Origin of the sequence: Paenibacillus hamazuiensis, from assembly GCF_023276405.1 — a bacterium.
GTDB classification, from domain to species: domain Bacteria; phylum Bacillota; class Bacilli; order Paenibacillales; family NBRC-103111; genus Paenibacillus_AF; species Paenibacillus_AF hamazuiensis.
In genome coordinates, this window is the sequence record NZ_JALRMO010000001.1 from 7,348,712 (window position 1) to 7,370,758 (window position 22,047).

General features: G+C 56.5%; 24 protein-coding genes. 13 read left to right on the top strand and 11 right to left on the bottom strand.

The window, feature by feature from the left end; genetic code table 11:
- Positions 1 to 70 precede the first annotated feature (70 nt).
- Positions 71 to 928, bottom strand: a complete 858-nt coding sequence (locus tag MYS68_RS32350; RefSeq protein WP_248929733.1) for an AraC family transcriptional regulator — start codon at positions 926 to 928, stop codon at positions 71 to 73.
- 95 nt (positions 929 to 1,023) lie between these two features.
- Here MYS68_RS32350 and mutY point away from each other — a divergent pair, with 95 nt between their 5' ends.
- Together mutY and MYS68_RS32360 are read left to right on the top strand one after the other, a co-directional pair.
- Complete coding sequence (gene mutY, locus MYS68_RS32355) at positions 1,024 to 2,316, top strand: A/G-specific adenine glycosylase (RefSeq protein ID WP_248929734.1); 1,293 nt, start codon at positions 1,024 to 1,026, stop codon at positions 2,314 to 2,316.
- 239 nt (positions 2,317 to 2,555) lie between these two features.
- Positions 2,556 to 3,287 (top strand): metallophosphoesterase family protein, encoded by a 732-nt coding sequence (locus tag MYS68_RS32360; RefSeq protein WP_248929735.1) that lies wholly within the window; start codon positions 2,556 to 2,558, stop codon positions 3,285 to 3,287.
- Between the two features lie 113 nt (positions 3,288 to 3,400).
- On the opposite strand, the gene MYS68_RS32365 is transcribed toward MYS68_RS32360, so the two are convergent.
- The 5 genes from MYS68_RS32365 to MYS68_RS32385 form a co-directional block, all read right to left on the bottom strand.
- Positions 3,401 to 4,087, bottom strand: coding sequence for a Crp/Fnr family transcriptional regulator (locus MYS68_RS32365; RefSeq protein WP_248929736.1), 687 nt, complete (start codon positions 4,085 to 4,087; stop codon positions 3,401 to 3,403).
- A 32-nt stretch (positions 4,088 to 4,119) separates the two neighbouring features.
- The gene (locus tag MYS68_RS32370; RefSeq protein WP_248929737.1) at positions 4,120 to 5,241 is read right to left on the bottom strand and encodes an HD-GYP domain-containing protein; all 1,122 of its coding nucleotides are present in this window, start codon (positions 5,239 to 5,241) and stop codon (positions 4,120 to 4,122) included.
- 202 nt (positions 5,242 to 5,443) lie between these two features.
- On the bottom strand, positions 5,444 to 6,058 hold the full coding sequence (locus tag MYS68_RS32375; RefSeq protein WP_248929738.1) for a superoxide dismutase: 615 nt from the start codon (positions 6,056 to 6,058) through the stop codon (positions 5,444 to 5,446).
- A gap of 102 nt (positions 6,059 to 6,160) precedes the next feature.
- A complete protein-coding gene (locus tag MYS68_RS32380; RefSeq protein ID WP_248929739.1) occupies positions 6,161 to 6,334 on the bottom strand; it encodes a hypothetical protein in 174 nt (57 codons plus the stop codon).
- Positions 6,335 to 6,477: 143 nt separating this feature from the next.
- Positions 6,478 to 6,972: a hypothetical protein gene (locus MYS68_RS32385; RefSeq protein WP_248929740.1), complete on the bottom strand. Its 495-nt coding sequence runs from the start codon at positions 6,970 to 6,972 to the stop codon at positions 6,478 to 6,480.
- Positions 6,973 to 7,348: 376 nt separating this feature from the next.
- On the opposite strand from MYS68_RS32385, the gene MYS68_RS32390 reads away from it, so the two are divergent.
- From MYS68_RS32390 to MYS68_RS32435, 10 genes are all read left to right on the top strand, one after another.
- A complete protein-coding gene (locus MYS68_RS32390) occupies positions 7,349 to 7,771 on the top strand; it encodes a GNAT family N-acetyltransferase (protein ID WP_248929741.1) in 423 nt (140 codons plus the stop codon).
- A 142-nt stretch (positions 7,772 to 7,913) separates the two neighbouring features.
- On the top strand, positions 7,914 to 8,468 hold the full coding sequence (locus MYS68_RS32395) for a DUF402 domain-containing protein (RefSeq protein ID WP_248929742.1): 555 nt from the start codon (positions 7,914 to 7,916) through the stop codon (positions 8,466 to 8,468).
- A 3-nt stretch (positions 8,469 to 8,471) separates the two neighbouring features.
- Positions 8,472 to 9,059: a signal peptidase I gene (gene lepB, locus MYS68_RS32400; RefSeq protein ID WP_248929743.1), complete on the top strand. Its 588-nt coding sequence runs from the start codon at positions 8,472 to 8,474 to the stop codon at positions 9,057 to 9,059.
- 117 nt (positions 9,060 to 9,176) lie between these two features.
- On the top strand, positions 9,177 to 10,346 hold the full coding sequence (gene queG, locus MYS68_RS32405; RefSeq protein ID WP_248931083.1) for a tRNA epoxyqueuosine(34) reductase QueG: 1,170 nt from the start codon (positions 9,177 to 9,179) through the stop codon (positions 10,344 to 10,346).
- Complete coding sequence (locus tag MYS68_RS32410) at positions 10,321 to 10,869, top strand: methylated-DNA--[protein]-cysteine S-methyltransferase (RefSeq protein ID WP_248929744.1); 549 nt, start codon at positions 10,321 to 10,323, stop codon at positions 10,867 to 10,869. Before queG ends, MYS68_RS32410 begins: the two co-directional genes overlap by 26 nt.
- 13 nt (positions 10,870 to 10,882) lie before the next feature.
- A complete protein-coding gene (locus tag MYS68_RS32415; protein ID WP_248929745.1) occupies positions 10,883 to 11,914 on the top strand; it encodes an HD-GYP domain-containing protein in 1,032 nt (343 codons plus the stop codon).
- A gap of 89 nt (positions 11,915 to 12,003) precedes the next feature.
- A complete protein-coding gene (locus tag MYS68_RS32420) occupies positions 12,004 to 12,216 on the top strand; it encodes a YneF family protein (protein ID WP_248929746.1) in 213 nt (70 codons plus the stop codon).
- A 14-nt stretch (positions 12,217 to 12,230) separates the two neighbouring features.
- Complete coding sequence (gene folE, locus MYS68_RS32425; RefSeq protein ID WP_248929747.1) at positions 12,231 to 12,821, top strand: GTP cyclohydrolase I FolE; 591 nt, start codon at positions 12,231 to 12,233, stop codon at positions 12,819 to 12,821.
- 618 nt (positions 12,822 to 13,439) lie between these two features.
- Complete coding sequence (locus tag MYS68_RS32430; RefSeq protein WP_248929748.1) at positions 13,440 to 15,131, top strand: RNA polymerase sigma factor; 1,692 nt, start codon at positions 13,440 to 13,442, stop codon at positions 15,129 to 15,131.
- A gap of 27 nt (positions 15,132 to 15,158) precedes the next feature.
- Positions 15,159 to 17,684, top strand: a complete 2,526-nt coding sequence (locus MYS68_RS32435; protein WP_248929749.1) for a LamG domain-containing protein — start codon at positions 15,159 to 15,161, stop codon at positions 17,682 to 17,684.
- A gap of 14 nt (positions 17,685 to 17,698) precedes the next feature.
- Here the strand turns inward: MYS68_RS32435 and MYS68_RS32440 are convergent, their stop codons facing one another.
- Both MYS68_RS32440 and MYS68_RS32445 read right to left on the bottom strand, forming a co-directional pair.
- Positions 17,699 to 18,940, bottom strand: a complete 1,242-nt coding sequence (locus MYS68_RS32440; RefSeq protein WP_248929750.1) for a Fe-Mn family superoxide dismutase — start codon at positions 18,938 to 18,940, stop codon at positions 17,699 to 17,701.
- Positions 18,941 to 19,040: 100 nt separating this feature from the next.
- Positions 19,041 to 20,033, bottom strand: coding sequence for an alpha/beta hydrolase (locus MYS68_RS32445; RefSeq protein ID WP_248931084.1), 993 nt, complete (start codon positions 20,031 to 20,033; stop codon positions 19,041 to 19,043).
- A 448-nt stretch (positions 20,034 to 20,481) separates the two neighbouring features.
- Between MYS68_RS32445 and MYS68_RS32450 the strand changes: the two genes are divergently transcribed.
- A complete protein-coding gene (locus MYS68_RS32450; RefSeq protein ID WP_248929751.1) occupies positions 20,482 to 21,216 on the top strand; it encodes an IclR family transcriptional regulator in 735 nt (244 codons plus the stop codon).
- 114 nt (positions 21,217 to 21,330) lie between these two features.
- Here the strand turns inward: MYS68_RS32450 and MYS68_RS38710 are convergent, their stop codons facing one another.
- Genes MYS68_RS38710 through MYS68_RS32460 form a run of 3 tightly spaced genes read right to left on the bottom strand, consistent with a single transcriptional unit; the run spans position 21,331 to position 21,978 of the window.
- Positions 21,331 to 21,465, bottom strand: a complete 135-nt coding sequence (locus MYS68_RS38710) for a hypothetical protein (protein ID WP_275983587.1) — start codon at positions 21,463 to 21,465, stop codon at positions 21,331 to 21,333.
- 42 nt (positions 21,466 to 21,507) lie between these two features.
- Positions 21,508 to 21,735, bottom strand: coding sequence for a hypothetical protein (locus MYS68_RS32455; protein WP_248929752.1), 228 nt, complete (start codon positions 21,733 to 21,735; stop codon positions 21,508 to 21,510).
- A gap of 27 nt (positions 21,736 to 21,762) precedes the next feature.
- Positions 21,763 to 21,978, bottom strand: coding sequence for a hypothetical protein (locus MYS68_RS32460; RefSeq protein WP_248929753.1), 216 nt, complete (start codon positions 21,976 to 21,978; stop codon positions 21,763 to 21,765).
- Positions 21,979 to 22,047 lie beyond the last annotated feature (69 nt).

The following is a 22,047-nucleotide window of genomic DNA, read 5'->3' on the forward strand; positions in this document are numbered from 1 at the left end:
CTAAAAATTTACAGTACCGTCAGCGTACACTTTTATCCGCGCGAAGTCAAACCTTGAGCGGCGGGTCCGATCAGCCCGAAGGCGCAGCGTACCGGTGCCGCTTAGCATAGTCGCGCGGCGACATGCCGGTTACTTTTTTAAAAATGCGGCTGAAATAAAACTCGTCGTTATACCCTACGCTTGTCGCGATCGATTTGAGTCGGTAGTCGGACATGACAAGCAGTTCTTTGGCGCGGTCGACGCGCAAATGGGTCAAGTAATCGATCGGGCTGTAGCCGATGTACTTTTTGAAAAGGCGGGAATAATGGCTGACGCTGAGGCCCGCCATGGCAGCCAAGCCTTCGAGGGTAAGCGGCTCCTGGAAATGCCCGATCATGTAATCCTGGGTCAGTTCGATCGCCGCGGTCGTATCCCCGGCCATTTTTTGCACGCGAAAGTCGGAAATTAACGCCAATAAAAATTCATGCAGCAAAATTTTGCGCCGCATCGCGGTCATATGGCCCCGCCGTTTCCACAGAAGGGTAAGCTGCTCCATCAAATAAATGAGCTGCGGCGGATTGTGCAGCGTATACATTCCCTCCAGCGGAAAAGGGGACTCGGCCGCCGCGCGGTGAATCCACTGTTCCTTCTCTTCGTAAGTTTCCGTATAATGAAAACGTAAGAAATAATATTCAATCGGATGCTCGGGATCGGTTTTCCGTTCGACGGCCATGCCCGGGGTGAAAAAGAAAATTTTGCCCGGTTCGGCGGGATGCTGGGTACCGTTGATCGTGAAGGTGCCCTTCCCTTTGGTGATCAGCCAAAACGAATGATATTGGATCGTTCGCGTCGTCTGTTGCCAGCCTGGGGCTGTTTTTTGATGGCCGACCAGCAGGATCGAAATGATCAGCCTGTTGAGCCGGGCCGCGAGTTCGCCGGGAGTGAGCATCGGATAAGCCCTCCAGATTGAATGTGCTGATCTTCATTATACATGGCGCGGCAAGAAGCTGTCGATGCGATGAAAGACGGAAAAAGGAGACCATCATGGACACCATAGATCAAAAAAAGCATTTTTCGGACGAGCTGCTCGCCTGGTACCGCCGCCACCATCGCGACCTGCCTTGGCGGAGAAGCCGGAATCCTTATCACATATGGGTTTCGGAAATTATGCTGCAGCAAACACGGGTAGAGACCGTTATCCCTTACTTCGAGCGGTTTATCGAGCGTTTTCCGACCGTAGAGGCGCTGGCGCTGGCGCCGGAGGACGATGTGCTCAAGCTGTGGGAGGGGCTCGGCTATTATTCGCGGGCCCGCAACTTGCAGGCGGCGGTGAGGGAGGTGCACGAGCGTTACGGCGGGGTCGTTCCTTCCGAAAAAACGGAGATCGCCTCGCTCAAAGGCGTCGGCCCGTACACGTCGGGCGCTATCTTAAGCATCGCCTACAACAAGCCGGAGCCGGCGGTGGACGGCAACGTAATGCGGGTGCTTTCGCGGTATTTTCTGATCGAGGAAGACATCATGAAGCCGGGAACCCGCACGTTGATGGAAAAGCTCGCGAAGGAGCTGATCCCGGAAGGGGCCGCCGGGGATTTCAACCAGGCGATCATGGAGCTCGGCGCGACCGTATGCACGCCGCGCTCGCCGTACTGCCTCACGTGCCCGGTGCGGCTCGGCTGCACGGGCCATGCGGAGGGCAGGGAGGAAAGCCTGCCCGTGAAGAAAAAGGCGAAGCCGCCGCGCCCGGAGAAGCGCGTCGTCGCGCTGGTCGAAGGCGCGGGCGAGCTCGCCGGCCGCATCCTGATCCGCCAGCGCCCGCAGGAGGGGCTGCTGGCCCGGATGTGGGAGCTGCCGCATGTGGAGGTGGCGGCGCATGACGCCGCCGCCGCAGGAGCTGCGGCGCGCGGGCGCGGGCGAACACGCGGCCGGGTCGCGCTTGAACCGGCGGAGGCAGAGCGCGAGCCGGCAGGCGCCGCTGCGCACAGCGAGCTCGCCTCTGCGCAAGAGGCTGCCGCGGCAAGCGCAGCCGGGGCGGGCTTGCCCGCGCGCGACGCCGGTGCGCCGGCGCCGCTTCCCGGCCTCGCCGGGCATCTCGGCGCGGAGGGCATCGCAATCGAGCCCGGCGAATGGTTCATGGACGCGGAGCATACGTTCAGCCACATTCACTGGGATATGAAGGTGTACCGCTGCCGCTTGAAGCAGGACTGGGCTGCGGGAGGCCATCTCCCGCAGCTGACGCCGTACCATTACCGCTGGATGGCCGCGGACGAGCTGGACCGGTATGCGTTTCCGAATGTGTTTTTGCGGATCATGAAAAGCTACTTTGCAGGAGAGAAGTAATCATTAATTTGCTGCCTTGCAGGAGAGAAGTAAGCGCAATTTCTTGGCTTATCGTCTCCGAATGGTTCATTTCGGGACTGGTAAGCGCAAAAAGTTGGATTATTTACCCTGACATATCCGGAAAGCCGGTTTATTCAGAGGCAATAAACCAAGCGGTTGCGCTTATTCGTTCCTTTTAGCCCGATTCTGCACGATATAAGCCAAGTTTTTGGTATTATTGTCCAGGGAGGATGATGGATATGAAACTGGCATTACTCGCCGACATACACGGCAATTATCATGCGCTGGAAGCTGTGCTGGAGGACATCGGGAAGCAGCGTGCGGACAAGGTGCTCGTGCTCGGCGATATCGTGTTCAAAGGCCCGCTGCCGGAGCGATGCGTCCGCGCGGTGCGCAGCCTGGGCACCGTCGTGCTGCAGGGCAACATCGACGAGCTTGTCGGCAAAGGCCGCATCCAGGACGGGTTCGCCAAGTCACCCGAGCACGAGGCCGCCTTGCAGCGCGAATTGGCGTGGAACCGCGAGCGGCTGAGCGCGGACGAGCTCGCGTATTTGGCGGGGCTGCCGCTGCTGCACGAAGAGCAGCTGACCCCGCAGTTCAAGCTGCGGTGCGTGCATGCGACGCCGCACAGCCTGCTCGACATCGTGCTGCCGACGGCGGGGGATGCCCAGGTCGCCGCCATGTTCGGCGACAGCGGCGCAAATGCGGTCGCTTACGCGCACATTCACCTGCCGTATGTGAAGTATACGGCAGGGCGGGCCATCTTCAACACCGGCAGCGTCGGCCTGCCGTTCGATGGGGACACGCGCGCGTCGTATGCGCTGCTGGACACGGACGGCGGCGATTACGCCGTCACCATACGCCGCCTCCGCTACGATCTGGACGCGGCGCTGGCGGCTTTTTCCGGCTCAGGCCATCCGTACGCCGAATCGGTTCAAACCGCTCTGAAAACCGGCTCTCGTCCGGCCTGATGCACCAACGCCAAAAAGACACCCGGATTGTGGATTGCCCCCGGGTGTCTTTTTCTTTCGACGGCTTCATCGATTTGCTTTACATACCCATAGGCCGGACATGCACTGATCGGCTACAGCTGGACCCGCTGCCGCAGCCCGTCGAAATCGCGGATCATGATCATTTTCTTTTCGATGGAAATGACCTTATCCTCCTGCAGCTCCTGCAGCACTTTGGTGACGGATTCGCGCACGGTGCCGACAAGATTGGCGAGCTGCTGATGCGTGAGTTTCACCGAAATCATCGTGCCGGACGCTTTCTTGACCCCGTGCTCGTCGGCGAGCCGCAAAATCGTCTTCATCGTTCGCGAGCGAACGTCGAGGAACGTCAGGTCGTAAATCAGCTCGTTGGCGCGCCTGAGTCGCTGCATCGTATCCTCGAGCAGCTTCAGGCACAGCTTCGGACTGCGTTCCATGAAGCTGAACAGCTGCGAGCGGGCCAGCGTATAAATGACGCTCGGCTCCATGGTTTCCGCCGTGGCGGAGCGGGCAAGCCCTTTTTGGATCAGCGCCATTTCGCCGAAGTAATCGCCGTCCCGAAACAGCGCGAGAATGATTTCCTTCGCGTTATCGATGCGGTAAATTTTGACGGCGCCGCTTTGAATCAGAAACAATTCGTCCCCGAGATCGCCTTCGAAAAACAAAATGCTGCCTTTCTTGAATTTCCGCTCGATGAACAAAGGGGCGATCAGCTCCAGCTCTTCCGGAGAAAGGTCCTGAAACAAGGGGACATTTTGCAATAGGGGAATAATTTTATGCATGGAATAACTCATCTCTTTCCTGTACATCGATTCTAGGGCACCAACATGTCTACTCCTACGCGCTGAATCATGATGTGCAGGTGCTGGGACAAGTCGATTTCGTAAGGGATCCCAAGTTCTTCACCGTTTTCGTTTCGCAGGACGCGTACCGTTGGTCTGTGTTTGACGGAGGAATTGATTTTGGATACAATGCCGGATTGACCCGTGCTTAAAGCAACGTCCTGACCGAGAGGGTAAATAGCGACTTTGTCCCTAAATAATTCGACCTTGTCTTTATCATACAACGTTCCGGCTCCGGCGAAAAGTATTTCCAGCGCTTGATCCGGCGGAATTGCGGCGCGATAGGGTCGGGGGTTCGTCATCGCATCGTATGCGTCCAGAAGTCCTACCCATTTGGCGAAAGGATGCACTTTATTTCCGGGAAGACCGAAAGGATATCCGCTTCCGTCGGTTTTTTCATGATGCAGCAGCGCGCAGTGGGCGGCCACAAGCGGAATGCCCGGAGAATTTTTCAAAATCGTAAAGCCGTATTCGGTATGCTTCTGGATTTTCTGAAATTCCGCGGAGGTCAGTGCCGTGTTTTTTTGCAGCAGGGGGAGCGGGATTTGCGTGTTGCCGATATCGTGGAAAAGAGCGCCTAAGCCCAACGTGTATTGTTCGTCCCGGGTCAGTCCCAAAATTATGCCTAGCTTGACGGCGTAAACGCATACATTGAGCGCATTCTGGAAAAAGTGCTCGATTTGCGACGTGCTCGTGCGCAGCGCTCGGGTTACCATAATCGTATCGTTCAGCGTTGTCCTCTTCGCATCCAGATCGTCCATCACCAGCGACATGCATTGTCCCGCCGCCTTGGAGAAAGCTTTCAATTCGTTGAAATTGTTCGCGGCACCGGGCGAGCTGAGCTGGCTGAACAACCGGAGAAGCGAGTTTCTCAAAGCGACGCGCGTATCGTCCCGCAGAGCGTCTTCGATGATAATGTCGCTCGTTCGCGCGTCTTCGATATACAGCTGGAAGTAGCCCATTTTCTTTAATTTATCGATCAAATTGCCGGTCAGCGTTACGTTGTAGCCGAGCAGCACTTTCCCGTCCTCGGCCGTTATGGCTTTTCCCAGTCTCATGCCCGGTTTGACCATGGATGTGGGCAGCAGTCTCATATTTGTGCATCACCTTCTCTAAAAGTCCCAAATATTCTTTGTTCAGGAATCGATTCAAAATACATCCTCGCAAACATAAGGGCAATTATGCCATAAGAATCAGAAAAAAACTGTGGCATAAGCAACAAAATGAAATATTTATTTTGCAAAAGAAAAAAGGCCTAATTCCGAGTAGGAATTAAGGCCTCTTTTTTTGAAAGAATTACTTCTTTGCCGCTTCGTAGCGCTTGTTAACCGCATCCCAGTTCACAACGTTCCAGAACGCTGCGATGTAATCCGGGCGCTTGTTTTGATATTTCAGGTAGTAAGCGTGCTCCCATACGTCCAGACCGAGAACCGGCGTTTCGCCTTCCATGATCGGGCTGTCCTGGTTAGGCAAGCTGTATACTTTGAGTCCGCCGTCTTTGCCTACGGCGAGGAAAGCCCAGCCGCTGCCGAAACGGGTCGTTGCAGCTTTGGCGAATTCTTCTTTGAATTTATCGAAGCTGCCGAAAGTGCTGTTGATTGCATCCGCGATAGCGCCGCTAGGAGCGCCGCCGGCGTTCGGTCCGATCGTCTCCCAGAAGAGCGAGTGGTTGGCGTGGCCGCCTCCGTTGTTGCGAACGGCGGTACGGATATCTTCCGGTACGGCGTTCAGGTCGCCGATCAAATCTTCAACGGATTTGCTTTGCAGATCCGGATACTTCTCAAGAGCGGCGTTCAGGTTCGTTACATAAGTATTGTGGTGGCGGCCGTGGTGGATGTTCATCGTCGTTTCATCGATGTGCGGCTCCAAAGCGTTTGCTGCATAAGGAAGAGCAGGTAACTGATGTGCCATAACGAAAAATACCTCCTAAATTTATGTAATTTTACTTTTCTATTATCGCCTATTTTCCATAATAAATCAACACTTATGTATATTAAGTATTAACGAAGAAAACTACTTTTCCCGTTCCACCAGCTCGTCGATAATCTGATTCAGCATTGCTGTCCCTTGCGCGTTCAGCCACGGCGACAAATCGCTCATCACCCTCTGATGATAATGCAGCTCTTCGCTTGTCCATTCGCTTGTTTTTCGGTCGTTCAATTCGTGAATCCTGCGGATTTGTTGCATAAACGAAACCCCTTCCGTCGAAAAGATTATTGTTTTCCATGTACTAGCTTTTAAATAAACGATTTGAATTATACGTCCGGTCTGAAAATTGCATGCAGCCGGCCCTTAAGAACCGGCTGCATTTAGCATTTGAATTCCTTCGATCAATGAGTTTGCCACGACGGCTGGGTTTGATTTTGCTGCTGCTGGTTTTGCATATTTTGCTGCTGCATGCCCATCATTTGTCCGGATTGCTGCTGTGAGCTCATTTGCTGCAGCTGCTGCTGGGACTTTTCGATTTGCTGGCTCATTTGGTTGAGAACGTTAAACGATTGAATCGATTGGCTGACGCTGTTCAGCATTTGATTGACCTGCTGGATCGTTTGCTGCAGCTGCTGGAACGTTTGCTGCTGCTGCTGCTGGGCCTGGATGCGGAATTGCTGCATTTGGTTCAGCAGCTGGTTGGCTTGGTCGTTTTGCATGACGGACGATTGATTCCACGAAGCGGAGCTGGAGGACGGCTGCTGGTTTTGCAGCTGGCTTAAAGTGGACTGCATTTGTGCAAGCTGATTTTTAAGCGGATAAAGCTCTTCGCCGAGCTCTGCTTCCACTTTGCTTTTTGCGATAGCCTCTACGATTTTTTCGGTCTGCTTGTTCACGGATAATGCCTCCCTTGGAATGATGAATGGTCGATCCTGAATAAACCAATAAGACGCCAAAAGCCCGAGAAGGACAATAACCAGCAAGAGCGAAAACAGGACCAAGATGTTTCACCTCCCTGCCAAGCGCACATCTCGGGTACACACGTATTATGGCTAAGCGAATTGTTTTTATCCTTGACCCGGTCATTCATATATTTGGGGCAAAATGATTTCAATATACTTGAAAACGTTTACTAAAAAGCGCTTTCAAGAGAAAAATAAAAATTTTGTTAAGAAAATCACATTTTTTTATGAAATTCAGCAGGAATTGTGCGATTTTTGTCGTATTTTCATATTTATAGTCATAGAAAAAAGAGTGCGGGGAGAGGCTTATATGTTGGTTCGGTCGTTTCAATTGTCGGATTACATTTCGATCACTCAGCTTTTAAAGGACGTACTTTCCGAAGCCTGTTACGAAGAGACGATGGGGGCGTTTGCCCGCCAGTTGTCCTGGGACAGCGAGCTTGTTTTGGTAGCCGTCATTCAAGGAGAGATTGCCGGAGTCATTATCGGAACGATCGATAACAACAACGGCTACTACTACCGCATCGCCGTAGCGCCTGAACACCAGCGCCGGGGCATCGGCAAAGCGATGATCGAAGCGCTCAGGCAGCGGTTCAATCAGCGGAAAGTCCGCAAAATTCTCGTCACCGTAGATACGCACAACGAAGTCGTTCTTCCGGTTTACGAATCGGCCGGCTACAAGGCGGAGCATTTTTCCAGAACGACTCACCGGCTAAGCATCGTAAACGGCTGATTTGCCGAAAAACAATAAAATTTCCGCGTTTTCATACGAGCATATCTTTGAACCGTTGCAATTGGGGCTAAGATATGCTTTTCTATTAATAACGCTATTTTTTGAAGGAGTCGTTTACTCGCTACGGAAGGGCTTGAACTTTATGTTGGAACCTTTTTCTTCTTATATAATCAAAAGCTTCAAACATGACGGTCACCTTCATCGCATGTGGCTGGAAAACTGGCTCGTTCCGGAAGACGCTTTGCATGAAGAGCATCGCGCGGAGGCGATGATGGTGCTGATCAACTGCCAGACGAAGATCGTAGAGGCCGACGGTAAAGAATGGGTCAGCCGCATTCCCGGGGTCTCTTTTTTTATCCCCAAGATGTGGTTTAATGTTGTTGCGCTGCTCGAAGAGAACGGAGTAAGATATTATTGTAACATAGCGTCTCCGCCTTATGTCAGCGGCCGCGTGATCACTTATATCGATTACGATTTGGATGTGATCCGGCAGGCGAACGGGCAGGTGACCGTTGTCGACCAGGAAGAATACGAGAGGCATAAGCTGAATTATCATTATTCCGCCATAGTTGACGCCAAGGTGAAGGCGGGTCTGGCTGCGCTGCTGGAGAGGATCGAGCGCAAGGCGGCCCCTTTCCGGGATGACTTGGTTGTCCAGTATTACCGCTTGTGGAAGGATAGCGGGACGGGGGCTTGAAAAATGTTAAGCGGAACTAACCTGCCTGACAAAGCGACGGGCGAGCTCGGCGAGGGCGCATCACCCGGACTGATTGGGGAAATTTGGGACTGGTTCAAGTCGATTTTGGTAGCGCTGTTCCTCGTTGTACTCGTACATCAATTCGGCTTTCATTTATCTACGGTTAAAGGTTCGTCCATGCAGCCGACGCTTCAGGAGGACGAATGGCTGTTTATCAACAAAACGATCCGCTATATCGGATCGCTTCACCGCGGCGATGTCGTTATCATTCGCGAGGACGATGCAGAGCATTCCAATCATCCTTATTTGGTGAAACGCATTGTCGGCCTTCCGGGCGATAAGGTAGAGATCAAGCAGGGGCGGCTGTACATCAACGACGAGCCCTTAGCCGAATCCTACGTCGATTCCTCCATCGAAGACGGCAGGTTCAGTCCTCACATCGTCGAAGCCGATTCCTATTTTGTCATGGGCGATAATCGCCACCGTAACGCCAGCTTTGACAGCCGCAGCTTCGGCTCGGTGCCGAGCAAGCAAATCGAAGGGCGCGCGGAATGGATCGTATGGCCGTTCAAGCAGATCAGAGCTTTGTAGTTGAAATAAAGTTCGGTAAGCGTAGCATTTGCTGTATTTGTTTCAATTTGGAAATAGTAAGGGAAAGACTATGCAGCGAGGTGATTTCCCTTGCCTGAAAATACCGCCGTGCGGGAGATGACGGATTGGCAGCGGCTGAAGGCAGATATCCGGCGCGATGCAGGCAAGCTGGGCATCGATAAAATCGGCTTCGCCTCGGCCGATCCTTTTTTGGAGCTTAAAGAGATATTGCTGCGGCATCGGGAGAAAGGCCACGAGTCCGGCTTCGAGGAGCGGGACATCGACAAGCGCGTCTATCCGGAGCTGAGCCACAAGGAGCCGCGCTCGATCATTTCCATCGCGGTTGCTTATCCGTCGCGGATGGACAACCCGCCGCGTTCGGAGAAAGGCGCCTACCGCGGCATTCTTTCCAGATCGGCGTGGGGAGAAGATTATCACGCCGTGCTTCGCGACCGCCTCGCGAAGCTCGAGGCGTATATCAAGGAGCGCGTGCCGGATGCGCTCATCGAGAGCATGGTCGACACCGGGGCATTGGTCGACCGGGCTGTGGCGGAGCGCGCCGGCATCGGCTGGACCGGCAAAAACTGCGCGATCATCACCCCGGAATGGGGTTCCTGGGTATACCTCGGGGAGATGATCACGAACATTCCGTTCCCGCCGGATACGCCGGTGACGGAAGATTGCGGCGACTGCACCGCCTGCATCGATGCATGCCCGACGGGAGCGCTCGTCGGTCCGGGGCAGCTGAATGCGCAGCGGTGCGTGTCCTATTTGACGCAGACGAAGGGTATGATCGAAGACGACGAGCTGAAGCGGAAAATCGGCAACCGGCTTTACGGCTGCGATACCTGCCAGGTCGTCTGCCCGAAAAATAAAGGAAAACATTGGTCTCACCATCCGGAGCTTCAGCCGGACCCGGAAACGGTGAAGCCGCTGCTCGTGCCGCTGCTCACCATGACGAACCGCGAGTTCAAGGAGCGGTTCGGGCGCAGTGCCGCTTCGTGGCGCGGCAAGAAGCCGATTCAGCGCAATGCGATTCTTGCGCTCGGCAATTTCAGGGACGCTTCCGCGCTGCCGGTGCTGGCACAGCTGCTGCGCGACGATCCGCGGCCGGAAATCCGCGGCACGGCGGCCTGGGCGTTCGGGCGCATCGGCGGCGACGAAGCGCTCAGCGCCGTGCGGGAAGCGCTCCGCGGGGAAGAAGACGAAGCGGTGAAGCGCGAGCTGACCAAAGCATTGGCCGTATTGGAGGAGAATGAACATGGAAGCAACCGTCCTGAATTATGACGAAATGCAGTCCCCGATAGGGCCGCTTGTGCTCGCGGCGACCGACAGCGGACTTTGCAATATTGAGTTCGGCGCCTATAAAGAACGGCAAAGCCGGCTGCAATCGTGGTCCGCGCGGTGGTTCGGCGATGAAGCGCTTTGGCAGCATAATCCGCCGGCTCTCGCCGATGCGGTGCGGCAGCTGGAGCAATATTTTGCCGGGGAAAGGCGATCTTTCGAGCTGAAGCTCGACATGCGCGGAACCCCTTTTCAGCTTAAAGTATGGTCCGAGCTGTGTCGCATCCCATACGGGGAAACCCGCTCCTACAAGCAAATTGCCGAAGGCATCGGCAATGTAAAGGCGGTGCGCGCCATCGGCGGAGCCAACCATAACAACCCCGTAGCCATCGTTGTTCCGTGCCACCGTGTGATCGGCGCCGGGGGCGACATGGTCGGCTATGGCGGCGGACTGCCGATCAAGACCTTTTTGCTGGAGCTCGAGCAGCCGGCTAAGGTCGCCGGGGCAGCGGCGAATAACGGATAGAGGTGGAGCGAGGATGAGGTATGTCCATATCGATGCGGTGGAACCGGGACAGCTTTTGGGCAAGACGATTTTTTCCGGCAATGGGGCGGTTTTGCTGTCCGAAGGGGTACAGCTGACCGTATACATGATCACCACCCTGCGCCGGATCGGCGTGACGATGATTTCGATCAAGGATCCGAACTTCGAAGACGTGGAACCGGTTGATGTCGTCTCCGAAGAAACGAAACGTGCGGTGATGAAGCAGATGGGCGAGACGTTCGAGTCGATCCGCTCCGGCAAGGAGCTGAACACCCGCTCGCTCAGCGGAAGCATCGAAGACCTTCTGGAGGAGGTCATGCAAAACAGCGAGGTGCTCGTCCAGCTCTCGGACATCCGCACGCAGGATAACGAATCGTACGTGCATGCGCTTAACGTGTGCATGATGTCCACCCTGATCGGCGTCAATTTGGGGCTTTCCGTCACGCAGCTCAAGGAACTGGCGATCGGTGCGCTGCTCCACGATATTGGCAAGGTGGGGATTACGACCGATGACCAATCGCAGGACATCAAGCTTCATCATACGTGGCGCGGATTCGAACTGCTGAAAAACAAACGCGAATTCAGCCTGCTCATTGCCCACGTCGCTTTCCAGCATCACGAAACGATCGACGGTGAAGGGCTTCCGCGCAAACTTGCAGGAGATCAAATCCATCTTTATGCGAAAATTACCGCCGTAGCCAACACCTACGATAATTTGCTGTTCGACCTGTCGCTAGGCCGCCGGCTGAAGCCCCATGAAGCATGCGAAAGAATCATGGCGATGGCCGGTACAAAGCTGGACCGCGACATTGTGATCCAATTTCTGCGCACCGTTTCGGTTTACCCGACGGGGACATCGGTCCGTTTATCGACGAAGGAAACCGGCGTCGTGGTCGGCCAGCATCGCGGTTTGCCCGGGCGGCCGATCGTGCGCATCGTCAAGCAGAGTGACGAGCGTGAGCTTGACGTTAAAGAGATCGATTTGGCGAAGCACAACACGATTTTTATCGATGCCGTATTAAGCTGACCCCTCCGCCGGCCGCTGCCGGTATTTGTTTTGAATCGGACTTCCGTGATATGATGTTGTGAAAAAAGATAAATGATGGAGTGACTTTTATGTGGAGTATCATCATCCCGATTGTAACGCTGATTGTAGGAGGCATCGGCGGCTTTTTCGTCGGCGTATTTTATTTGCGCAAGCAGATGGAGAAGATGCAGTCGAATCCGGAGATGCTGCAGCAGATGGCGAAGCAGATGGGCTACAACCTGAACAAGCAGCAGCTGGCCAAGGCCCAGCAAATGATGAAAAGCCAAAAATTCAAAAAATAAGAGGGCGATAAGCGATGCCTGCAAAGGAATACAGAAACAACAGGGTTATCGAAAACCGCGAGCTGATCGAGCATCACGTCAAAGAAATTTTGCGTTTGATCGGAGAGGACGTCGATCGGGAAGGGCTGCTGGACACACCGGCCCGGGTTACCCGGATGTATGAGGAGATTTTCGCCGGGTACGATGCAGATCCGAGAGAAATATTGGGCGTCACCTTCGATGAAAAACACGAGGAGCTCGTTATCATCAAGGATATTGTCTACTACAGCCAATGCGAGCATCACATGGCCCCTTTTTTCGGTAAAATACACGTCGGGTACATCCCGAGCGGCAAAATCGCCGGACTCAGCAAGTTTGCGCGCTTGGTCGAGGCGATTACGCGACGCCTGCAGGTGCAGGAGCGGATTACGTCGGAAATTGCCGACATCATGGATGAAGTGCTGAAGCCGCACGGCTGCATGGTGGTCGTCGAAGGAGAGCATTTGTGCATGTGCTCGCGAGGCGTGAAGAAGCCGGGCAGCAAGACGGTCAGCTCCGCGGTCCGCGGGCTGTTCCGTACGGATGCGGCCGCGCGTTCCGAGTTTTTGGCACTGATCAAAGAGTAATTGCGAAAAACAACCTTTGCCTTTTGAGCAGGGGCTGTTTTTGTTTGGCGGCGAGGGTGCCCGACGTTGACACGCTCTTGTCTTGTCGCCTGGGCCCTCCGCCGCATACAGCCCCCGCACCCCCAAATCCCCATCCCTCCCCATATCTCCATACCACTCCAAATCCCCGTACGACTCTTGTACGTTCTTCAGCAACAATTGTGTCTTTCCCATGCTCGCTCCCGTCCCAACGTACTGTGCCTCATCGTACCATGCTTCCGTCTCGCGTTCCGGCCAAATTTTGCGGACCGTGGATACGTTATTTCATCCCGTAGAACAAATTTTAAATGAAACCGGACATACGTTCCGTTATTGAAGCCTGAATGGGCCAATTTGTATGGTTTTACAGCCGATAACGTACCTTGTGTCCGCATATATGTCAAAATCCGGAGGAATGAGCAAATAGCGGATCTGCTGTCCGCAGTAATGACTCCCCCCGGTCATTATTCGACAAACAGCACATACCAGAGAAGTAGATATGGTATGATTTGGTTAAAAATATTTTTTTCGCAAGCCATGTCCAAAAAGTTCGCTTTGCCGCATCAAAGCAATTAGACGGAGAAAAGAGGGGGTGGCCGGGTGCGATCGGAGAAAGAGTTCGAACCCAATGAAGGTGGCGCCGACTTCAGCGGCGAGCGGGGGCTGGAAGCGGAGCTCGCCCGCCGGGCCAGGGCCGGGGATTCCGCCGCCTTCGGCGAGCTTGTGCACCGATACCGGGCCAAAGCGTTCGGCATCGCCCGCCGCATCGCCCGCGATCCGCACATTGCCGAAGACGTCGTGCAGGAGGCGCTGCTGCAGGCGTACCGGCATATCCGCACGCTGGCGGACGTCGATCGCTTCGCGCCATGGCTGAGCCGGATCGTCCGCAATCAGGCGCTGATGAATGTCCGCCGTGCGGGTGCCAGGCCGCCGGAAACGACGTTTACCGGCGTCACCGGGAGAGGGCATGCGTTAGCAGGAGACGATTCCGGTTCGCGGGACCTGGACAGCCTCCTTTACCGTCTGACGAGGTCCGGCGGGACGCCGGATGCCGAAGCGGATCCGGAACATGCGCTGCTGCGCCGGGAGTTTTTTACCGCCATACAGGAGATGATGCATGGATTATCGGCCAAGGAGCGGGATGTTTTCGAAGCCCATTTTTTTGACCGGCTGTCCCCGCAGGAAATCGCCCGCCTGCTTGCAATGCCGGAAACCAGCGTTTACAAATTCATTTCCAGATCGCGGCAAAAGGTGAAAGAAAACCGGCTGCGCCATTATTTGCGCGACCGGATCCGCGAGGAGGCGGGGGCGCGTGACTGCAAGGCGGTAACGCTGCCCCTTCGGGCCGCACGGGAAACTTGGGAACAATGCCGGTCTTCGCTGGCGGCGTGTCTGTACCTGCTGCTTCGGCATACCGGTATTTGCGGCGGCATCGGCTTGTCCGAGACGATGGGATTTACCGGGCAGGCGTTTCGGATTAGCGTGGAAAGCCGGCGGATCGATGCGTCGGGGCCGCATATGTATTTTTGGGAGCCTGCTTTCGCACAAGGGCTAGCGAATCTCGGGCTTGTCGTGCGGCATGTCGGGGACGGAGGAATGCCTCCTTCCTCCTACATGCTCGGAGAGGCGTTAGGTTTGATTCGGTGGGCGATTGCGTCGGGGGCTCCCGTTATCGCGTGGGACTTGTTTCAGCCGGAATTCGGTCTGTTGTACGGTTATGACGACGACCGGCAGCTGCTGATCGGGGATGACGGTCAAGGTGCCAAAAAGCTCGCTTATGAAAGGCTGGGTCAAGGAGCCGCGGGCGGACTTTTCGTGATGACCGTGGAAAAAGGAGCTGGCCGGCCGGAAACAGATCAGGCGGTGAGTCAATTGATCGGAATGATCACAGCCCATGCCTACGGGGAAAAGACGTTTCCCGGCTACGTGTGCGGGCTGCCAGCCTATGACGCATGGCAGCGGGCGTTCCGCGAACGTGCGGTGGATCCGCTGGGCAACGCTTATACGCTGCGAATCGCAGCCGATGCGCGGGAGCATGCGGTTCGTTTTCTGCGAGGCTTGTCCGGGCGATGGCAGGGTGAAAAAGCCAGGCTGCTGTTCGACGCCGAGGGGCATTATTACGAAGCGGCGGCTTGCCTGGCCCGGCTGGCCGCCATGTTTCCGTTTCCCGGAGGCGGCAGGCCGCTCGATCCGGACTTGGCGGGTCTCGCGATCGCTCATCTTGCCGAGGCGAGGGAACATGAGGCGGCGGGGATCGAAACGTTAGGGCGGCTGAGCCGCATTTTGAATTGACTATGGGGAAAAGGAGGGACCGTGCGAATGAGTATGGAAATGAAAGCAGACGGACGCGAGCCGCTTTGGATAGCGGTATACCGCGGCAATGAAGCGATTGACCGGCTTGTTGCCGCATCGGAAAGCCATCCGGTACGGACGGCGGACGGCATCCAGTTTACCGATTCGTTCGGCATCCATCCTGCGCGGACGGAGCGGGAATACGCAACGCCGCTGACGATCGAAGCGACGGTGATGACCGACAGCACGAATATCGGGTTTATTTTCGCCAAAGGACAAATCATCCTGAACTGGGACCGCCGCGAAGATTTGCTTCGCGTCAAACATCCGGCAACAGGCCAGGCTTTTAACGTACCGGGCCTCGGGTTTGTGCCTGCCGGACGCTGGCATCACGTGGAGTGGATTATCGCTGAGGATGTGATGAGGCTGCTGGTGAACGGGGAGGAGCGGTTCGCGCTGCCCGGCAATTACCGCGGGCTCAAGGGGAAAGTCGGAGTGCATACCGGCTGGAGAGCGAATTTGACGGTCGGCTCCGTATCTATCAGGGAGCATCTTCCGGCTAGCGGTGTACGCGAGGGAGAGCCGGAGGCGGACGGCTCCATAAGGGCCGTGCCGGGTTACCATGCGCTGCCGCATGCTTCTTCGTTCGTCGGCTGCTTGCTCGGAGCATTGAGATTTTATAATCGCTATGTCGACGAAGCGGTATTCGCCGCCGGAACCGGCCATTCGTTTCATCTTCGACTCGGGGAGGACGCGGGCCCGGAAGTGCAGCTTGATCTTGTGCGCGGCTACGGGCTCGATGTGACCAAGCGGAGCGGTGAGGAGGATGCAGCGGAGTTTGTGCGCAGCGCGCTTGCAAAAGGGCTTCCGCTTTTCGGCAAATGGGCCGGCGAGAAGCAGTATCGGGCGATCCGCTCCTGCAATCGGGAAGGCTTCAGATCCGAGGCGCCGGAAGCCGGAATCGCCGCATGGAGCGCGGCGGCGGGAGCTTCCGATCTGGAGCTGTACGCCGTGCGGCCGGCGAAGGAGGCGGAGGAGCGGGAGCGGATCATTGCGGTATTCCGCTATGCGGCGGATGTAGGAGCCTCATCGGCGGCCTCCGCGTTCGGGCAGTGGATCGCGGCGTCGTCCGCGCCGGATGCGAAGCCGGCCGAGCTCGCATCCGCTGCGCTTAATTGGAGCGCAAAACGCGAGGATATCGTGCAGCTTCTTCGGAGCGTACAAGTCGGGCAGACAGGGGGAAACCAGGCCGGTTTGCATGAGGAGGCGGCCAGGCTTTATGAGGCCGCGCGGGATAAACTGCGGGAAGCAGCGGAGCTGGCGGAAGCTTCGCGGAAGGACGCCGGCGGCTGGCGAAGCCGCGCTGCGGGCTGTATGGAAGCGGCGAGGCAGGCGGAGCTGGAAGCGGCCCGCACGCTTGGTCGCATCGCGGAAGCGCTGGCCGGCAGGAAGCTGCTTCCGGGCCTCGTGTATCAAGGCGACAGCTGCATATCTCATTTCAATACGCTGGTAGGGGTTGCCCGGTATTACGGCATCGATGCTTCGGATTCGTGGATCCGGGGAGCGACGGGGCGGCCTTTTCTGATGGCGGTGCACCCGGAAGTGAACGTTCACGACCACTGCCTTGCGCTGCCCGAGCACAAAATGATCGAGCTTTTCGCTGCCGGTCTGGGGCTCGAGCTCGGCTCGGTTCAGGGCGACGTGCGCGGAGAAGCGCGCCTGGCGCTGCTCCGCGAGGCGTGGGATGCGGCCCGTGCCGCCATCGACGCGGGATGGGCCGTCTTCGGCCGCTCCGTTGACCAGCCCGGCGGAGAGTATGCGCTCATCGTCGGATACGATCAAGACGGATATTATTCGCATTCGTGGCACGGGCGCGCGGGCAGCGCTATCCCCTGGCCGCAGCTCGGCCGCGGAGTATGTCCGTGCGAGCCCTGCACGCGGCGGCGTAATGATTGGAAAAGGGAAGGGCCCGTCAAAACGCCTTGCCGATGCCAGGCCTGCCGCCGTTTACAGGCGACGGGACCGTTCCTTCCGCCCGAAGAAGCGGGAGACATCCGGCTCTACTGGGCGAAACCGGGCAAGCCGGCCGAAGACCACAGCGTCGTATCGGGTGCTCTGCGTCTGGCCGTGGAGTTCGCAGCGCCGGACGGGCCGTGGGTGCAGCCCGATTTGCGAACCGGAGCGGAGGCGTACGATGTGTGGATTCGCGCGTTGGAAAAGGGGATCGTGGACGGTTGGTATTTGGGGCTGTATGCCAACGCCTGGCGGGAGCTGAGATACCATGCAGGGCAGTTTCTTAGCGAAGCCAAAGAGCGCCTCGCCGCAATGCTGCCGCATAGCGCGTCCGCCTTTGACGACGCTATCCGGCAGGCGCAGAAGCTGAACGAAATTTTTACGAAGCTGAATGAAATGTTCCCCTGGATGCAGCCGTTCGGGCCGATTCCGGACAAGGAACGGCGGTACGCGGGCGCCGAACTGCTGCGCAAGGGCCGGCAGGCCGAACTTGACGCGATAGAATCGTACACCCGGCTGCTGGAGCATCTGGAAGGCTAAAATGAGCAGCACCCTCAGAAAGAATGCCACGAAGCGCTCCGGGCGGCGGTAAAGCGGTCGTTAATATAATCCCAATTCACGACGTTCCACCAGGCATCGATATATTTGCGGCGCTCATTCCGGTATTTCAAATAATATGCGTGCTCCCAGACGTCCAGCGGAAGAAGGGGGGCGACGTCCCACTGCGACAGGTTTTGGTGTTTTTCCGCCTGTAAAATCTCGAGCCGCCGGCTTCGCGGGCTCCAGACGAGAATCGCCCATCCGCCGCCCTCCACTTTGTCCGCCGCTTCGGAAAACTGCCGCTGAAACGCGGAGGTACTGCCGAAGGAGGCGGACAGCTCAGGCAATATGGGGCCGCCGATTTTGCTTCCTCCCGGCTTCATGGCGTTCCAGAAAATCGAATGCAGGTAATGCCCGGCGCCATGGAAGGCAAGCTCTCTTTCCCAATGCTTGACGAGCGCGAAGTCGCCGGATTTGCGCGCGCGGGACAGCATCGTTTCGGCTTTATTCAACCCGTCTACATAGGTTTGATGGTGCTTGTCGTGATGCAGCCGCATCGTTTCGGCATCGATATACGGCTCCAGAGCGTCATAAGGGTAGGGGAGCGGAGGCAGCTTATGGCCGCCGATGGGGACGGGGCTGTGCGGCTCGGCTGCGGGCGGCGTCCAGACGCCTTCGTTGGTGGAGGTGAGCTCCATGGCCGAAGCTTTCTCCGTTTTGCCGATAATGTGCAGTTTAACGCGTTCCTTGATGTTGTCCGCGTCCGCAGTCGGATCGAGGCCCGGCGCTTCGGCGCGAGCGGGCATCGGGGTCATCGTCATCCAGCCTCCCGGATCGTCAAAGCTTATCGCCTGAAGCACGCCCAAAAAATATTCCGATTCGCGGATGATATGCTGAACGACCGTGCCCGCGAATGCGTTTTCCCGCAAAGCTTTGCTGAGCTGCATCAGCGATATCAGCTGGCCAATAAACGCATTCGATTGCTCCGCCGCGCTTGCGAGCAGTGCCTGAATCCGGGCCAGCATTGCCGGATCGAGAGGCGCCTGCATGCGGATCACCGCTTCGATCCAACGCGTTGCCGCCATCTCTGCTTGAGCGAACACCTGCTCCCACTGTTCCATCAATCGGACATATTCCGGCTCGAGCCCGGGAGCGATCTGCCGGATGACGAGCGTATGTTCTTTCTCCTGCATTTTCCAAAACCGAATTTCTTCCAGCACGCGCAGCGGCATAAGCGTTCCGTAAACTCGCAGCATACGGCAAAAAAACCTCCTTGAATGGAAGTGGCCCGGGCGAGCCGGGTTACTACTCCATTGTATTCAAGGAGGCCGGAGGCTATGTGTCGGGGAATTCCCCTTATTGGGTCAGCTTCAGATTCGGTGCCGCGGCAAGCTCGTTCAGAAAACCCAGCGTCCGGTTCAAATAGGTGCGCTTGTTGGGCTGGTAAATCCATTCATGCTCTCCGTTCGGCAGCAGCCACAGCTGCGATTCCGGATTCACCTGATTTTTATAAATGTCCTCCACGATTTCATAAGGCGCCTTCAAATCCTTTTGCCCGTGAATAAAATAAATCGGCATCGTATATTTCGTTTCCATCACCTTTTGATAAGGGATCTGCTTCAGGCTGACGCCGTTCAGAATCGGGAAAAACAACTTGACGAGCGGCAGGGAAGGGAACTTCGGCAAATTCACGTACTGCTTCATGTTGTGATACAGCGTTTCCGGATCGAGGATAAACGTGCTGTCCAAGATCATCCCGTCGATATCTTTGGTCTGCAAAGCCGCCTGCAGCGCCGTACCGGCCCCCATGGAAAAGCCCCATACGAAAATTTTGCTCGCTTCCCGCTGCTTGACGAAATCGATCGCTCCGAGCAGCTCCTGGGATTCCTGAATGCCTCCAGTGACGGTTAGCTCGGGATGGACGAACCCGTAGTCGAACATAAGCACGTTGTAGCCCTGCTTATTCAGCGCTCCGGCGAGCGCATAGATCGGCACCCAAATTTCTTCGCGGTTGGCGCCGTATCCGTGCGAAAAGATGACGGTTTTATGCGTCGAGCCGGGGATGTACCAGCCGCTGACCTCGGTTTTGCCGTTGGCGCTCGGGAAAACGACGTCCTCGTAAGGAGTGCCGATCGCTTTCAGCGGATTCGATTTGAGCGGATCGACGTGAGGCCGCGCGAGCGTCCAGGCGATATAGGCGTGAAACGCCAGGATCAGACTCGTCATGAGCAAAAGCAGGGACATAATGACGATAAGCAGCCACCGTCTCTTGGCCGAAGCGGGCCTGGCGACGACGACTTCCGCTGTGGCGGGGGAAAGGGAAGCAGGCTGATAAGAAGTGCTGTCCATCATGATCCCTCCTCGCTGGTAAGTTGGAGCGTCACTTCTTGGGAAAAAGAGAGTCTGCGGCCGACGAACGAGTTGTCGGAATATTCCGGATAATTCTCTTGTATATGTATAGTAAAATGGCGGTCCTCCATGCGTCAATGGTTTTGTGAAATTGTAAACTCGCTGTAATCCGGCTGTAATAAACGGAGATCCTCCCGCTGTCTGAGGACCGATCGGACCTGAATTTAACGAACCTTTACCGGTCCCCCTGCTGGGTCAAATGGGCCGGAACGAGCCTGGGAATGCCGATTGTCGCCGCAAAGGCGGCAATGGCGTGCATTGGTGAGATTTAACGTGCTCCCTGGCCGCAATCGGTTCTTTACGGAAGCCTCCCGATGGGCTATACTGTATGTAAACTTGGTTTCATTGAGTGAAACTGTCGGCCGGTCAGGCAGGAGGATTTATCGGCATGGACGATTCCAAACTTACCGTACGCGCGGTCGAACGCGCTTTGGACATATTGCTTTGCTTTACGGATTCTTCGGATTTGAGCCTTACGGAAATATCCCAGCGGGTCGGCCTGCATAAGAGCACGGTCCACCGTTTGCTCGCCTCGCTCGAGGGCAAAGGGTTTATTTTGCGGGACCCGGCTTCGGAAAAATACCGGCTCGGCTTCCGCGTCTGGGAGCTGTCGGCGAACCTGACGCAAAACGACGATCCGGCGCTCATCCTGCTGCCGGAAATGGAACGGCTGCGCGACCAGGTGGGCGAGACGGTCAGCCTGTACGTCCGCGACGGCATGGAACGCGTGCGCGTGCAGGCGGTGCAGAGCAACCAGGCGATCCGCCGGGTTGCGCCGATCGGGGCGAGGCTGCCTCTGTACGTCGGCGCCTCGAGCAAGATTTTGGTCGCCTTCGCGGAGCCCGAGGTGCAGCAGCAGCTGTTCCGCGAGGCGCCGGGTCTTGACCGGGCTGCGTTTCAGGCGCAGCTTGACGAAGCGCGCGAGCTCGGCTACGCGACGAGCGTCGAAGAGCGCGAGCCTGGCGCCGCCGCCGTCGCCGCGCCGATCCTGAACCGCGCGCATCGGCTCGTGGCCGCGCTTGCCGTATCGGGTCCGGCGAACCGCCTGACGCCGGACATGATGAAAGCGCACGCGCCGCTGCTGATGGAAGCGGCGCGGCGCATGGGCACGATGGTGAAGTAGGGGACGGCACCTCCCGCCCCCGCCGGGCCATCGTGCCTTTTTGCCGGGCCGGCACCTCCCGGCAGGCATACCAAAACCAAGTCCCCACCGTGTGTCCCGGTGGGGACTTGCCGTTTACTTGATATGGTCCGCGTCGACTTTAGAATTGTCCATTTTATAATTTTCCTTCGCCTGTACCTTACCTGCCTGAATTTCCTCTTTATTGATTTGGACCGTATTTTCCAGTCCTTTGCCTGTCGTCTTAGCCATGGATGACTCCTCCTTGTATAGTATGGCGAATTTTGTCCCGGTTTACCCCAAACGTCCGGGCGATTTTTTAACTTCGAAGCTGGTCGCATCCGGATAGCTGACATGCTTGTTCTCGTAATTCGTCGGAATGTCCCCGACCTGATCGGCGCCAAGTGGCTTGTCCTGCGTCGTCGCGTCGGCGGAAGCCCGGTCGTTCGGCAGCTCCCAGCTTGCTTTCAAGCCCTGTCGTTTCTCGCTTACGACGGCATCATTGGAGTTTTCGCTTGCCATGTGCGGTTTCCTGCCCCCTTCCTGAAGCTAGCTTTGATTTTGGTTCGGCGTAAGCTGAGCCGTTTTGGCGTTTGCTCCGGCCGACTCATTTCGGGTAAGCGACCCGAGGCTGTCGATGCAGCTTTGGATTTTTAGCAGCTCCATTTGCAGCTCCTGGGGCGAATTAACGTGCTGCTGCAGCCGGCGGGCGCACTCTTCGATTTCATCCGCCGTGCGATGTACCAAAGAAACGTCGAATGGCACAAAAGTCCCCTCCTTTCGCACATAGTGTCTTCATTCCGCCTGTTCTGCATACAAACGGCTAAACCCAAG

Bases quoted from the DNA above. Each gene is read 5' to 3' on its own strand.
- MYS68_RS32350 (WP_248929733.1), bottom strand. From the start codon at position 928: ATGCTCACTCCCGGCGAACTCGCGGCCCGGCTCAACAGGCTGATCATT.
- mutY (WP_248929734.1), top strand. From the start codon at position 1,024: ATGGACACCATAGATCAAAAAAAGCATTTTTCGGACGAGCTGCTCGCC.
- MYS68_RS32360 (WP_248929735.1), top strand. From the start codon at position 2,556: ATGAAACTGGCATTACTCGCCGACATACACGGCAATTATCATGCGCTG.
- MYS68_RS32365 (WP_248929736.1), bottom strand. From the start codon at position 4,087: ATGCATAAAATTATTCCCCTATTGCAAAATGTCCCCTTGTTTCAGGAC.
- MYS68_RS32370 (WP_248929737.1), bottom strand. From the start codon at position 5,241: ATGAGACTGCTGCCCACATCCATGGTCAAACCGGGCATGAGACTGGGA.
- MYS68_RS32375 (WP_248929738.1), bottom strand. From the start codon at position 6,058: ATGGCACATCAGTTACCTGCTCTTCCTTATGCAGCAAACGCTTTGGAG.
- MYS68_RS32380 (WP_248929739.1), bottom strand. From the start codon at position 6,334: ATGCAACAAATCCGCAGGATTCACGAATTGAACGACCGAAAAACAAGC.
- MYS68_RS32390 (WP_248929741.1), top strand. From the start codon at position 7,349: ATGTTGGTTCGGTCGTTTCAATTGTCGGATTACATTTCGATCACTCAG.
- MYS68_RS32395 (WP_248929742.1), top strand. From the start codon at position 7,914: ATGTTGGAACCTTTTTCTTCTTATATAATCAAAAGCTTCAAACATGAC.
- lepB (WP_248929743.1), top strand. From the start codon at position 8,472: ATGTTAAGCGGAACTAACCTGCCTGACAAAGCGACGGGCGAGCTCGGC.
- queG (WP_248931083.1), top strand. From the start codon at position 9,177: ATGACGGATTGGCAGCGGCTGAAGGCAGATATCCGGCGCGATGCAGGC.
- MYS68_RS32410 (WP_248929744.1), top strand. From the start codon at position 10,321: ATGGAAGCAACCGTCCTGAATTATGACGAAATGCAGTCCCCGATAGGG.
- MYS68_RS32415 (WP_248929745.1), top strand. From the start codon at position 10,883: ATGAGGTATGTCCATATCGATGCGGTGGAACCGGGACAGCTTTTGGGC.
- MYS68_RS32420 (WP_248929746.1), top strand. From the start codon at position 12,004: ATGTGGAGTATCATCATCCCGATTGTAACGCTGATTGTAGGAGGCATC.
- folE (WP_248929747.1), top strand. From the start codon at position 12,231: ATGCCTGCAAAGGAATACAGAAACAACAGGGTTATCGAAAACCGCGAG.
- MYS68_RS32435 (WP_248929749.1), top strand. From the start codon at position 15,159: ATGAGTATGGAAATGAAAGCAGACGGACGCGAGCCGCTTTGGATAGCG.
- MYS68_RS32440 (WP_248929750.1), bottom strand. From the start codon at position 18,940: ATGCTGCGAGTTTACGGAACGCTTATGCCGCTGCGCGTGCTGGAAGAA.
- MYS68_RS32445 (WP_248931084.1), bottom strand. From the start codon at position 20,033: ATGGACAGCACTTCTTATCAGCCTGCTTCCCTTTCCCCCGCCACAGCG.
- MYS68_RS32450 (WP_248929751.1), top strand. From the start codon at position 20,482: ATGGACGATTCCAAACTTACCGTACGCGCGGTCGAACGCGCTTTGGAC.
- MYS68_RS38710 (WP_275983587.1), bottom strand. From the start codon at position 21,465: ATGGCTAAGACGACAGGCAAAGGACTGGAAAATACGGTCCAAATCAAT.
- MYS68_RS32455 (WP_248929752.1), bottom strand. From the start codon at position 21,735: ATGGCAAGCGAAAACTCCAATGATGCCGTCGTAAGCGAGAAACGACAG.